Source organism: Actinomadura soli (assembly GCF_005889715.1).
Taxonomy (GTDB): Bacteria; Actinomycetota; Actinomycetes; order Streptosporangiales; family Streptosporangiaceae; genus Spirillospora; species Spirillospora soli.
Genome location: NZ_VCKW01000221.1, coordinates 1 through 14035 on the forward strand (window position 1 = coordinate 1; position 14035 = coordinate 14035).

Consider the following 14035-nt stretch of genomic DNA (forward strand, 5'->3'; position numbering starts at 1 on the left):
GTGTGGGGGTTGAGGTGGTCGCAGACTTCGTCGAGGGCGGCGGCGAAGACGGGTTGGGTGGCGTAGAGGTCGCGGCCCATGCCGGGGCGTTGACTGCCTTGTCCGGTGAACAGGAACGCGGTGCGGGGGGCTGTGGTGGTGTGGCCGGTGATGAGGTTGGGCGCGGGCTGGTCGTGTTGCAGTGCGTGCAGGCCGGTGAGGAGCTCGGTGCGGTCGGTGGCGAGGATGACGGCCCGGTCGGTGAGGGTGGAGCGGGAGGTGGCCAGGGTGTGGCCGACGTCGTAGTCGGTTTGGCTGAGCGCGGTGTCGGGCTGATCGGCCAGGGCCCGTAGTTGGGTGGCGTGGGCGCGTAGGGCGTGGGTGCCGCGTGCGGAGATCACCCAGGGCAGCAGACCGGACGGCTCGGACGGCTCGGGCTTGTCGGTGGTGTCGGGTTGGTCGGGTGTGGCGGGTGGTTGTTCGAGGATGATGTGGGCGTTGGTGCCGCTGATGCCGAAGGACGAGATCCCGGCGCGGCGGGGGTGGTCGGTGTCGGGCCAGGGATGGGCTTGGGTGAGCAGTGAGATGGCGCCTGCGGTCCAGTCGACGTGGGTGGTGGGTTCGTCGACGTGCAGGGTGCGGGGCAAGACGCCGTGCCGCATCGCCTCGATCATCTTGATGATTCCGCCGACCCCGGCCGCTGCTTGCGCATGCCCGATGTTCGACTTCACCGAACCCAGCCACAACGGGTGTTCCCGACCGCCATAGACCTCCAACAAAGCCTCGGCTTCGATGGGGTCGCCCAGCCGGGTGCCGGTGCCGTGTGCCTCGACCGCGTCGATGTCGGACGGTTGGAGCTGGGCTTGGGTGAGTGCTTGGCGGATGACGCGCTGCTGCGAGGGGCCGTTGGGTGCGGTGAGGCCGTTGGACGCGCCGTCCTGATTGACGGCCGAACCGCGAACGATGGCCAGGACCTCATGGCCGTTGCGCCGGGCATCGGAGAGCCGTTCCAACAGGAGGACGCCGACGCCTTCGGACCATCCGGTGCCGTCGGCGGCTTCGGCGAAGGGTTTGCAGCGTCCGTCGGGGGCCAGGCCGCGTTGGCGGGAGAAGTCGACATAGACCGTGGGGGTGGCCATCACGGTCGCGCCGCCGGCCAGGGCGAGGTCGCATTCTCCGCGTCGTAACGCGTTAGCGGCCAAGTGCAGTGCGACCAGCGACGAGGAGCAGGCCGTGTCGACGGTGATCGCGGGGCCTTCCAACCCGAGGGTGTAGGCGACGCGGCCGGAGGCGACGCTGCCGGAGGTGCCGCCGGTGAGGTAGCCCTCCAGTTCGGCGGGGACGGGGCCGCCGGTGCCGTAGTCGTGGTACATCAGGCCGGTGAACACGCCGGTGTTGCTGCCGCGCACCGAGCGGGGGTCGATCCCGGCCCGTTCCAGCGCTTCCCAGGCGTTCTCCAGCAGCAGCCGCTGCTGCGGATCGGTGGCCAGTGCCTCACGCGGCGACATACCGAAGAACTCCGCGTCGAACTCGCCCGCATCGTGCAGGAATCCGCCTTCGCGCACGTAACTGGTGCCGGGACGATCCGGGTCGGGGTCGTAGAGCCGTTCCAGGTCCCAGCCGCGGTCGTCCGGGAAGCCGCTGATCGCGTCCCGCTCGTCGATGAGGAGCCGCCACAGGTCCTCGGGGGATCGCACGCCGCCCGGGTATCTGCACGCCATGCTGACGATCGCGACCGGCTCATCGTCCGGCCGCGGGGTGGTCCGCGGTGCCGTGGCGGCCGTTGTGCCCGCGAGGTGCTCGGCGAGCTCGGCGGGCGTCGGATGGTCGAACACCAGGCCGCTGGGCAGCCGCCGTCCCGTCGCCTTCGCGAGCCGGTTGCGCAGCTCCACGGCGGTGAGCGAGTCGAGGCCGAGATCGGTGAACGGCCGGTCGGCGGAGACGCTCGCGGGCTCCTGGTGGCCGAGGACGGCCGCGACATGGGTGCGGACCAGGTCCAGCAGGGCCCGCGACCGGTCGGCTCCGGACAGAGCCTCCAGCCGTTCGCCCGCGAGGCTCGGACGCTCGGCCCGCCGGCGGGGCGCGAGGCCCCGCAGCATCGGGGGGACGTGGTCGGCCGTGCGGAGCACCACGCGGTCCACGGCGGTCACGGCGAGGACGGGCTCGTCCGCGGCGGTGGCGGCGTCGAACGCGGCGAGGGCCTCGTCGGTGCTCATGGGGCGCAGCCCGAGGCGGCCGATCCGGTGGCGGTCGGTCTCCGACAGCCCCTCGGACATGGCGCTGCCGGTCTCCCACAGTCCCCAGGCCAGCGACACGGCGGGCAGGCCGAGGGAGCGCCGGTGTCCGGCGAGGGCGTCGAGGAAGGCGTTGCCCGCCGCGTAGTTGGCCTGTCCCGCCGCGCCGAGCAGGCCCGCCATCGACGAGTAGAGCACGAACGCCGACACCTCGTCCGCCAGCTCGTGCAGGTGCCACGCCGCGTCGATCTTCGGCCGCAGCACCTCGTCCAGCCGGTCGGCGGTCATTCCCGTCAGGGTCCCGTCACTGAGGACTCCCGCGGCGTGGACGACGGCGGAGGGACGGTGGCGGTCGAAAAGCCCGGCGAGCGCCGCGCGGTCGGTGACGTCGCAGGACGCCTTGATCACCTCGGCGCCCTCGATGTCGGGGCCGGTGCCGCTGCGGCTGACGAGCAGCAGCCGCCGCGCGCCGTGCCGGGCGACCAGGTGCCGTGCCAGCGCCGAGCCGAGCGTTCCGCTCGCACCGGTGATGAGGACGGTCCCCTCGTCCCACCGGGGCCCCTCCCCGGCGGAACGGGCGACGGGGGCCAGCCGGGGCACGAGGATCTCGCGGCCGCTGATCCGCACGTGGGACTCGTCTCCGATGTCGGTGCGGGTCAGTGCCTCGGCGTCGCCGTCCACCAGGTCGGCGAGGACGAACCGGCCGGGATGCTCGGTCTGGGCGCTGCGTACCAGGCCACGGACGCCCGCGTGGGCGAGGTCGTCGCGGACGACGAGCGCGAGCCGCTCGGCGCGTTCGCCGGAGAGCCAGTCGCGCAGCGCGGACAGCGTGTCGTGGACGGCGCGGCGGGCCCGCTCGGGCACGTCGCCCTCGCCCGGGTCGACGTGCGCGAGGACCAGCGGCTGCGGGCGCGGGGTGATGCGCGCCGGACGCCACGTCGGGCGGAACAGCAGACCGCTTCCCGGCGCCGGGCGGGTGAGGGGCCGCAGCACCAGCTCGTCCACGGTCAGGACCGGATGCCCGGCACCGTCGGTCACGAGCAGGGAGACCGATTCGGTTCCCCGCGGGACGATCCGAGCCCGGAGCGCCATGGAGCCTTCGCCGTGGAAGCGCACTCCCGTCCAGGAGAACGGTATGTTCGCGGGCCTGTCGCCGGTGACGCCCGGAAGCAACGGGTGCAGGACGGCGTCGAGCAACGCGGGGTGCACCGCGAAACCGGCGGTGCTTCCCACTTCGTCCGGGAGGGAGACCTCGGCGAAGAGTTCCTCCCCGCGCCGCCACGCACGGCGCAGGCCCTGGAAGCCGGGACCGTAGCCGTATCCGTGATCGGCGAGCCCCTCGTAGGCGCCGCTGACGTCGATCTGCTCCGCTGCCTCGGGCGGCCACACCGACAGGTCGCCGTAGGAGCCGTCGCCCGCCTCATTTGCTCCGCCCGTCTCGCCTGCCGTGCCGACGGCGTGGCGGGTCCACGGCTCGTCGCCGCGGCGCGAGAACACCTCGATCGCGTCGCCGTCGATCACGACCTGGACATCGACCGCGCCGTCGTCCGGCACGACGAGCGGGGAGGTGATGGTCAGCTCCGTGAGGGGCGCCAGGCTGGAGGCGAGTTCGAGCAGGGCGGTGCCGGGCACGACGATCGTGTCGAGGACGCGGTGGTCGTTCAGCCACGGGTGGGCGCCGGTGGACAGCCTGCCGGTCAGCACGGTCGACGTTCCGTCGGCCAGGTCGACGGACGCGCCGAGCAGCGGGTGCCCGGCCGACCGCAGGCCCGCCGCCGTCACGTCGCCGCCACCGGCCGGTTCGAGCCAGAACCGCTTGCGCTGGAACGCGTACGTGGGCATTTCGGTGGGACGGGCGTCGGGGAAGACCGCGCGCCAGTCGACCGGGACCCCGTGGGTGTAGAGCGCGCCGAGCGCCTCGGCGATGGCGTGGGGCTCGGACCGGCCCGCCCGCAGCAGCGGCACCGTCCGCAGGTCGTCCGTGGCGGCGGCGGCCATACCGGTCAGGACGGCGTCCGGGCCGATCTCCACCAGCGTGCGCACGCCTTCGGCGAGGAGCGTGCCCAGGGCGTCGTGGAACCGGACGGTGGCGCGTACCTGTCCGACCCAGTACTCCGGGCCGGTCCACTGGTCGGCGGTCTGTCCCGTGACCGTGGAGACGGCCGCGATCCGCGGCTCGTGGTAGGTGAGCGCGGCGGCCACTTCCCGGAAACCGTCCAGCATCGGCTCCATCAGCGGCGAGTGGAACGCATGGCTGACCGTGAGCCGCCTGGTCCGCCGCCCGTGCCCCTCGAACGCGAGCACGGCGTCCCGCGGGCCGGACAGGACGATCGACCGCGTGCCGTTGACCGCCGCGACCGCCACGTCGCCGGGCAGGTCCAGCTCGTCCGGGGACGCCTCGACCGCCAGCATCGCCCCGCCGGGCGGCAGCGCGCCCATCAGGTCGCCGCGCGCGGTCACCAGCCTGGCCGCGTCCGCGAGCGAGAGCACGCCCGCGGCATGGGCGGCGGCGAGCTCGCCGATCGAATGGCCGACCAGCACGTCGGGCCGGACGCCCCAGGACTCCAGCAGCCGGAACAGCGCCACCTCGACGGCGAACAGCGCGGGCTGCGCCAGCTCGGTGCCGTCCAGTCCCGCACCCGAGGCGATCGCCTCGCGCACCCGGGTGCCGAACGCGCCGCACACCTCGTCCAACGCCGCGGCGAAGACCGGGTACGCGTCGGCCAGCTCCAGGCCCATGCCGGTGCGCTGCGCGCCCTGCCCGGTGAACGCGAACGCCGTCCGCCCGCCCGCCGATCTCACCGGCACGGCCTCAGGCAGCTCCGCCGTGCTCACGGCCGCGGCGCGGTACTCCATCGGCGTCCGGGTGGCGAGGGTGAACGCCGCGTCCTCGGTCGCCGGGGCGGCGCCGGCGATCCTGCGGGCCTGCTCGGCGAGCGCCTCCGGCGTGCGCGCGGACACCACCCAGGGGAGCGGCCTCGTCGCGGGCACCGGCTCCGGGTCGGCGGCCTCCGGCTCCTCGATGATGACGTGCGCGTTGGTCCCGCCGAAACCGAACGACGACACGGCGGCGCGGCGCGGCCGGTCTCCGCGCGGCCAGGGCCGGGCCTCGGTGAGCAGTTCCACCGCGCCCGAGGACCAGTCGACGTGCCGTGTCGGCGTCGTGACGTGCAGCGTCTTCGGCGCGGTGCCGTGCCGCATCGCCTCGATCACCTTGATGACCCCGCCGACCCCGGCGGCCGCCTGGGCGTGGCCCAGGTTGGACTTCAGCGACCCCAGCCAGACCGGCGCCTCCCGGTCCCGGCCGTAGGTGGCCAGCACCGCCTGGGCTTCGATCGGGTCACCGAGCCGTGTGCCGGTCCCGTGCCCCTCCACCAGGTCGACGTCGCTCGGGGCCAGCCGCGCCGCGGCCAGCGCGTCGCGGATCACCCGCTCCTGGGCCGGGCCGTTCGGCGCGGTCAGGCCGTTGGACGTCCCGTCGGAGTTGACCGCCGACCCGCGCAGCACCGCCAGCACCCGGTGGCCGCTCCGCACCGCGTCCGACAACCGCTCCAGCACCAGCACGCCGACGCCCTCGGCCCATCCGGTGCCGTCGGCGTCGTCGGCGAACGACCTGCACCGGCCGTCCGGTGAGAGGCCGCGCAGCCGGGAGAACTCGATGAACGCCGTCGGCGTCGACATGACCGTCGCGCCGCCCGCGAGCGCCAGCGCGCACTCACCGCGCCGCAGCGCGTTCGCGGCCAGATGCATCGCCACCAGCGACGACGAGCACGCGGTGTCGACGGAGACGGCGGGGCCCTCCAGGCCGAACGCGTAGGCGAGGCGGCCGGAGGCGATGCTGCCCGCGCTGCCGCTGAACAGGTACCCCTCGACCCCTTCCCGCGGCAGGTTCGGGCGCGAACCGTAGTCGCTGTACATCACGCCGACGAACACCCCGGTCCGGCTGCCGCGCAGCGACTCCGGGTCCAAGCTCGCGTTCTCCATCGCCTCCCACGACGTCTCCAGCAGCAGCCGCTGCTGCGGATCCACCGCGAGCGCCTCGCGCGGGGCCAGGCCGAAGAAGTCCGCGTCGAACAGGTCTGCGTCGTGGAGGAAGCCGCCGCGCGCGGTCGTGGACTTGCCGAGCCGCTCGGGGTCGGGATCGTGCAGATCCGGTGCCCAGCCGCGCCCGGTGGGGAACCCCGAGACGGCGTCCCGGCCGTCGGCGACCAGCCGCCACAGGTCGTCCGGCGTACGGACGTCCCCCGGGTAGCGGCAGGCCATCCCCACGATCGCCACCGGCTCGTGCTGCTTGTCCTCGACCTCGCGCAGGCGCCTGCGGGCCTCCCGCGCGTCGGCGATGGCCCGCTTGAGGTATTCGCGGAGTCTGTCCTTGTCAGCCACGTGCGCTCAGCTCACTCCAGTTCGTCGACGAGTGCGAACAGCTCGTCGTCGGTGGCGGAATCGAGATCCTTGTCGGCGGTCGCCTCGGCGGCCGTTTCCGCCAGCTTCAGCAGTTCCCGGAGCCGGGCGGTGACGCCGTCGCGGAGGCCGCCCGCCGCGTGGATCGCCGCCTCGACGCGGTCGAGTTCCGCGAGGACGGACGCGCCGGCCGGCCCGTCGTCCAGCTCCAGCCGCTCCCGCAAATAGGCGGTCAGGGCGTGCGGGGTGGGGTGATCGAAGACGAGGGTGGTGGGCAGGCGCAGGGCGGTCTCGGTGTTGAGCCGGTTGCGGAGTTCGACGGCGGTCAGCGAGTCGAAGCCCATGTCCCGGAACGCCCGGTCGTCCGCCGTCCCGGCCGCGTGGGTGTGCCCGAGGACCCCCGCGACGTGGGCGCGCACGAGATCGGTGAGCGCGCGCTCCTGATCGGCCCGCGGGAGGCCCTTCAACCGCTCGGCGAGCGGCGGCGCTTCCGCGGCGCCACCTGCGGTGGCGGCGGCCGAACGCCGCCGCCGGGGCGCGGGCAGCAGGCCGCTGAGCACGGGCGGTGCCTCGATCCCCGGGTGGGGGCGGAGCCTGGCCAGGGCGAGGGCGGGACGCGCGGCCGCCGGGGCGGCGTCGAACATCGCCATGGCCTCGGTGGACGACAGCGGAACCAGTCCCAGGCGGGACATGCGCTGCCGGTCCACGCCGCCGAGATGCCCGGTCAGGGTGCTGGTCTCCGTCCACAGGCCCCACGCGAGGGACGTGGCGGGCAGCCCCCTTGCGTGGCGGTGGGCGGCGAGGGCGTCGAGGAAGGCGTTGCCCGCGGCGTAGTTGGCCTGGCCCGCCGTGCCCAGCACCCCGGCGAGCGAGGAGTACAGCACGAAGGCCGTGAGGTCGCGGCCGGCGGTGAGGTCGTGGAGGTTCCAGGCCGCGTCGATCTTGGGACGCAGGACGCGGTCGAGCCGCTCGCCGGTCATCGTCTCGATGACACCGTCGTCGAGGACGCCCGCGGTGTGCACGACGGCGGTCAGCGGAAGGTCGTCGGGGATCTTCGCCAGCACGGCGGCCAGCGCCTCGCGATCGGCGGCGTCGCAGGCGGCGAACGTCACCTCGGCGCCCAGCTCCACTAGCTCCTCGCGCAGCTCATCGGCCCCAGGGGCGTGTTCGCCGCGTCGGCTGACCAGCAGCAGGTGGCGGGCGCCGTGCCGGGCCGCCAGGTGCCGGGCCAGGACGCCGCCGAGCGCCCCGGTGGCCCCGGTGATCAGCACGGTGCCCCGGTCCCAGGCGGGACGCCCGGTGCCCTTGCCGTGCCCGGTGCCGTCATCGTGCCCGGCGCGGGCGCGGGCGCGGGTCAGCCGGGGCACGAGTGCCCGCCCGTCGCGCCAGGCCAACTGCGGTTCCGCCGAGGTCACCAGCTCGGCCGCCGGCCCTTTAGAGCCGTCTGTGTCGATGAGTGTGAAACGGCCGGGGTGCTCCGACTGGGCGGAGCGGACCAGGCCCCAGACGGCCGCGTGGACCAGATCCTCGACCCGGTCGGTGTCGTGGGCGGCCACCGCGCCGCGGGTGAGCAGGACCAGCCGGGAGGCGGCCAGCCGTTCCTCGGCCAGCCAGGAGCGGATCAGGGTCAGGACATGGGCGGCGGCTGCCCGGGCCGCCGCCGGGACGTCATCGTCGCCGTCGCCACGGCCCGTCAGTGGCGCCACCACGACGCCCGGCATCGTGTCCGATGCCAGGAGCTCGTCCACGTCCGCGTACCGCTCTGCTGAGGGGCCGAGATCCAGGCCGTGGGCGTCGCCGCCGATCACGGCGCAGCGGGGGAGGGCCGGACGGGAGCCGGTGGTCTCCAGCGCGGGCCACGCGAGGGCGTACAGGCCGTCGTCGGACGTGGCGGCCGGATCGTCCTGGGCCAGGGGCCTCAGGGAGAGGGAGTCGATATGGGCCACCGGCACCCCGGCGGGGTCGGTGACGGTGAGGGACACGGTGTCGGCACCGGTGAAGGCCATGCGAACCCGCAGGGCGGTCGCACCCGCCGTATGCATTTGCACCCCGCTCCAGACGAAGGGCAGCCGCGCCGGTGTGTCAGCGTCCAGCAGGCCGGGCAGCAACGGGTGCAAGGCCGCGTCCAGCAGGGCGGGATGAAGTACGAACCCGTCCGCGTCCGACTGCGCGTCCTCGTCCAGCGCCACCTCGGCGAACACCTCGTCCTTCGCCTTCCACAGGCGGCGCAGCCCGCTGAACGCCGGGCCATAGCCCAGCCCCACGGCCGCCGCTCGCTCGTAGACCCGGCCGACTTCGATCTCGACGGCGTCCATCGGCGGCCACACCTGCGCGGGCTCCGAAGGCGTCTCGTCGGCCGCAGGCACCAGCCGTCCATTGGCGAGGGGTGCCCAGGCCGCCTCCGGGCCCTCGGCGTCCGGGCGGGAGTACACGTCGAGCCGCCGCCCGTTTGAGGCGTCGGGCTCGGCCACGACGACCTGCACCTGGACGCCGCCGTTCTCGGGGATCGCCAGCGGGGCCGTCAGGGTCAGTTCCTCCACCCGCTCGCAGCCGACGTGTTCCCCGCAGTGCAGCGCGAGTTCCAGCAGCCCGGTGCCGGGCACGAGCACCGAGCCCCGCACCGTGTGGTCGGCCAGCCACGGATGGGTCCGCAGGGAGATCCAGCCGGTGAACAGGTGGGCGTCCCGGTCGGCGATCCGGACCGCGGCGCCCAGCAGCGGATGGTCCGCCGCGCGGAGCCCGAGCCCGGCCGCGTCCCCCGGGACCGGCGGCGCGTCGAGCCAGTAGCGCCTGCGGCGGAAGGCGTAGGTGGGCAGCTCGATCGCGCGGCCCCCCGGGTACGCCTCCGCCGGGTCCAAGGCGTGACCCCGCAGAGCCAGGAGGGCCAGCGCCGCCGTCGCGGTGCCGGGCTCGGAGCGCCCCGCCCGCAGCAGCGGGACGACCGCGCCCGTCTCGCCCGCCGCGCAGTCCTGGACCATCGCGGAGAGCACGCCGTCGCCCAGCTCCAGGAACTCGGTGGTCCCGTGGGATTCCAGGAACCGCACGCAATCGTGGAAGCGGACGGGCCGGCGGATGTGCTCCGCCCAGTAGGCGGGCGACCGCAGCTGCGCGGCAGTGGCGGGCTCACCGGTGACGTTGGAGAGGACGTGAATGCGCGGCTCCTGCAAGGTGAGCCGCTCGGCCACGGCGCGGAACGGCTCCAGCACCTCGTCCATGTGCGGCGAGTGGAACGCGTGGCTGACCTGCAACCGCCTCGTCTTGCGGCCCTCGGCCCGCCACACCTCCGCGATCTCGCGGACCGCGGCCTCGTCGCCGGAGACGACCACCGAACGGGGGCCGTTGACGGCGGCGATGGCGGCCGCGTCCCCGTATCCGTCCAGCGACTCCAGGACCTCCTCCTCCGACGCCTGGAGCGCGGCCATCGCGCCCCCCTCCCGGGCGGACTGCATGAGCCTGCCCCGGGCGGCGACGAGCGTGCAGGCGTCCGGGAGGGACAGCACCCCGGCGGCGTGCGCGGCGGTGATCTCGCCGATGGAGTGCCCGAGCAGGTGGCCGGGTGCCGGGCCCCGGCTCTCGACGAGCCGGAAGAGGGCGGTCCCGATGGCGAACAGGGCCGGCTGGGCGTAGGCGGTCTGGTGCAGCAGGCCGGCGTCGGGGGTGTCCGGCGCGGCGAACAGCACGTCCCTCAGCGGACGGTCCAGTTCGGCCTCGAAGTGGGCGCAGACCTCGTCCAGCGCCCGCGCGAAGGCCGGTACCCGCTCGTACAGCTCGCGGCCCATGCCCGGGCGCTGGCTGCCCTGCCCGGGAAACAGGAACGCCGTCTTACCGGACGGTGCCGCGCTCGTGTCCAGAACGACATGCGGTGCCGTCTCCCCGCGGGCGAGGGCGCCCAAGCCGTGCAGGGCCTCGGTACGGTCGGTTGCGACGACGGCGGCGCGGTGGGGGAGCGCGGCCCGGGTGGTGGCCAGGGAGTAACCGACGTCGGTCAGGGAGAGGCCGGGGTCTCCGGCCAGCCGGTCATGCAACCGCTCGGCCTGGGCCCGCAGCCCCGGCTCGTCCCGCCCGGAGACGAACAGTGGCACGGCGCCGATGCCAGGCGCGGACGACCCGTCGCCCGGCTCCGGGGCGTCGTCGTCCGGCTCCGGCGTGATGTCCGGCTGCTCGATGATGACGTGGGCGTTGGTGCCGCTGATGCCGAACGAGGAGATGCCCGCGCGGCGAGCCCTGCCCGTCTCGGTCGTCCACGGACGCTCTTCGGTGAGCAGCCGCACCGTTCCCGCGTCCCAGTCCACGTGCGGGGAGGGCTCGTCGGCGTGCAAGGTCCGGGGGAGGACGCCGTGCCGCATCGCCTGGATCATCTTGATGACGCCGCCGACCCCGGCCGCGGCCTGCGCGTGGCCGATGTTCGACTTCAGCGACCCCAGCCACAGGGGACGGTCCGCGTCCCGGTCCTGCCCGTAGGCGGCGAGCAGGGCCTGCGCCTCGATGGGGTCGCCCAGAGGGGTGCCGGTGCCGTGCGCCTCCACGGCGTCGACGTCGGCCGGACCGAGCCGGGCGGCGGCCAGCGCCTGGCGGATGACGCGTTCCTGCGAGGGGCCGTTGGGCGCGGTCAGGCCGTTGCTGGCACCATCCTGATTGACCGCCGACCCCCGGACCACCGCCAGCACCGGGTGCCCGTTGCGGACGGCGTCGTCCAGCCGCTCCAGGACGAGCATCCCCGCCCCCTCCGCCCAGCCGGTGCCGTCGGCGGACGCGGCGAACGCCTTGCACCGGCCGTCCGGCGACAGGCCGCGCTGCCGGCTGAACTCGACGAACGTGGCGGGGGTGGCCATGACGGTGGCCCCGCCCGCGAGGGCGAGCGAGCATTCCCCGTTGCGCAGCGCCTGCCCCGCGAGGTGCAGCGCGACCAGCGACGAGGAGCACGCCGTGTCCACGGTGACGGCCGGCCCCTCCAGCCCGAGGGTGTAGGCGATGCGGCCGGAGGCGATGCTGCCGCGGCTGCCGTTGCCGAGATAGCCCTCGACCTCGCGCGGAGCCTGCTTCAGGCGGGTTCCGTAGTCGCCGTACATGATCCCGGCGAAGACGCCCGTGTCGCTGCCGTGCAGCGACAGCGGGTCGATTCCGGCGCGTTCGACGGCCTCCCACACGATCTCCAGCAGCAGCCGCTGCTGCGGGTCCATCGCGGTGGCCTCGCGTGGCGAGAGCCCGAAGAACCCGGCGTCGAACTCGGCCGCGTCGTACAGGAACCCGCCTTCCCGCGCGTAGGACGTCCCCGGATGGTCGGGGTCGGGATCGAAGAGGCCGTCCAGGTCCCAGCCGCGGTCGCCGGGGAACGCGCCGACGGCGTCGGTGCCCTCGGAGACCAGCCGCCACAGCCCCTCCGGCGAGGCGACGCCCCCGGGATAGCGGCAGGCCATGCCCACGATCGCGATCGGCTCGGCGGACGGCGCCGCCGCCGTCACCCGCACGGCCTCGGGAGCGGCGCCCAGTGCCTCGGTGAGGAGGTGGGCGGCCAGGGCGCCCGGGCTCGGATGGTCGAACACGGCGGTGGCCGCGAGCCGCAGCCCCGTCGCCGTGCTCAGCCGGTTCCGCAGCTCGACCGAGGTGAGGGAGTCGAACCCCAGGTCCTTGAAGGCGCGGCCGGTCTCGACGGTGTCCGGCGAGGCGTGGCCGAGTACCTCGGCGATCTCGGCGCGCACCAGGCTCAGCGCGAGCTCGTCCCGTTCGGCGGCGGGCAGCGGGACGAGCCGCCGCGCCCACGGCTCCCCGGAGACGGCGGCCGCGCGAGGCTGCCGCGGGACCCGCACGAGCCCCCGCAGCAGCGGGGGAACGGCCCCGTCCTGGGTCCGCGCCGCGAGGTTCAGCCTGGCCGGGACCGCCAGCGGCGGGGCACCGGCGAGGGCGGTGTCGAGGAGGTCGAGGGCGTCGCCGGTCGCCAGCGGCAGCAGGCCGCCCCGTCTCACCCGCTCCAGGTCGCGCTCGCTCAGATGGCCGGTCATGCCGCCCGTCTCGCCCCACAGCCCCCAGGCGAGCGAGGCGGCGGGCAGCCCGGCGGAGCGCCTGCGCGCGGCGAGGGCGTCCAGGAACGTGCTGGCGGCGGTGTAGTTGCCCTGGCCGGGGCTGCCGAGGATCCCGGTCGCCGAGGAGAACAGCACGAACGCGGACAGGTCAAGGTCGCGGGTGAGTTCGTCCAGGACCAGGGCTGCGTCGACCTTGGGACGCAGGACTCGGTTCAGCTGGTCGGGTGTGAGCGCGGTGACGGTGGCGTCGTCGAGGACTCCGGCCGTGTGGATGACGGCGGAGAGGGGGTGGTCGAGGGTGTTGAGGAGGTGGGTGAGCGCGTCGCGGTCGGTGACGTCGCAGGCGGTGATGGTGACTTCGGCGCCGAGCGCGGTCAGTTCGGTCTTCAGCGCGTCGTCGTGGCCGGTGCGGCTGACCAGCAGGAGGTGGCGGGCTCCGTGGCGGGTCACTAGGTGGCGGGCGACGAGGCGGCCGAGGGTGCCGGTGCCGCCGGTGACGAGCACCGTCCCCGCCAGAGCCGGGATGGCGCGGGACGGGGCGTCCGCCGCCCGGGCCAGCCTCGGGACGTAGAGGGACCCCTGGCGCACCGCGACCTGGGGTTCGCCGGTGGCCAGCGCCCGGGCGACCGTGTCGGACGCCGGATCGTCGGTGTCGACGAGCACGAACCTGCCGGGATGCTCCGACTGCGCGGAACGGACCAGGCCCCACACCGGCGCCGCGGCCAGCCCGGGCACCTTGTCGGAGGCGGCGACCGCCACCGCACCGGTGGTGACCACGGCGAGACGCCGGTCGCTCTGGGAATCCTCGGCCAGCCACTCCTGGAGCACGCCGAGCACCTCGCGCGCGTTAGCGTGCGGCTCGTCGCCGGTGACCTCGTGGACGACCGTCTCGGGGGCATCGGCGGCGGCGCCGTCCGGCACAGGGTTCCACTCGACCGTGAACCACGAGTCCCGCAGGGCCGCCGGGCGCAGGGTCAGCGCCTTGACCGACGCCACCGGGGCGTCGTCGAGGTCGGTGATCTCCAGGGCGACCGTGTCAGCCCCCACCGGCCTCAGCCGGACCCGCAGGGCCGACGCACCGATGGCATGGCGCGTGACACCGGCCCAGGTGAAGGGGAGCCGGGGCGGACGCGGGGCAGCGCCATCGCCGTCGTCGTCTAGGACGGCCAGGTGGAGGGCCGCGTCCAGCGCCGCCGGATGAAGTCCGTACTGCGATGCCTGGGCCTGCTGGTCGGGTGCCAGGTGTATCTCGGCGTAGAGGTCGTCGCCGTCCCGCCACGCGGCCTGGACACCCCGGAAGGCGGGACCGTAGTCGTATCCCTGGGCTAGGAGGCGCTCGTACAAGCCGGTGATGTCGAGGGGTGTCGCGCTCCGTGGGGGCCGAGCACCTTGTTTTGGGGG

Annotated in this window: 2 protein-coding genes; both read right to left on the reverse strand. The window is 74.4% G+C overall.

Features of this window, described 5'->3' with window-relative positions; translation table 11 throughout:
* The coding region (locus ETD83_RS31595) for a type I polyketide synthase (protein ID WP_138648867.1) at positions 1–6596 on the reverse strand (6596 nt) is incomplete at its 3' end.
* Positions 6597–6607: 11 nt separating this feature from the next.
* Positions 6608–14035: type I polyketide synthase (locus ETD83_RS31600; protein WP_138648868.1), on the reverse strand; the 7428-nt coding region annotated here is incomplete at its 5' end.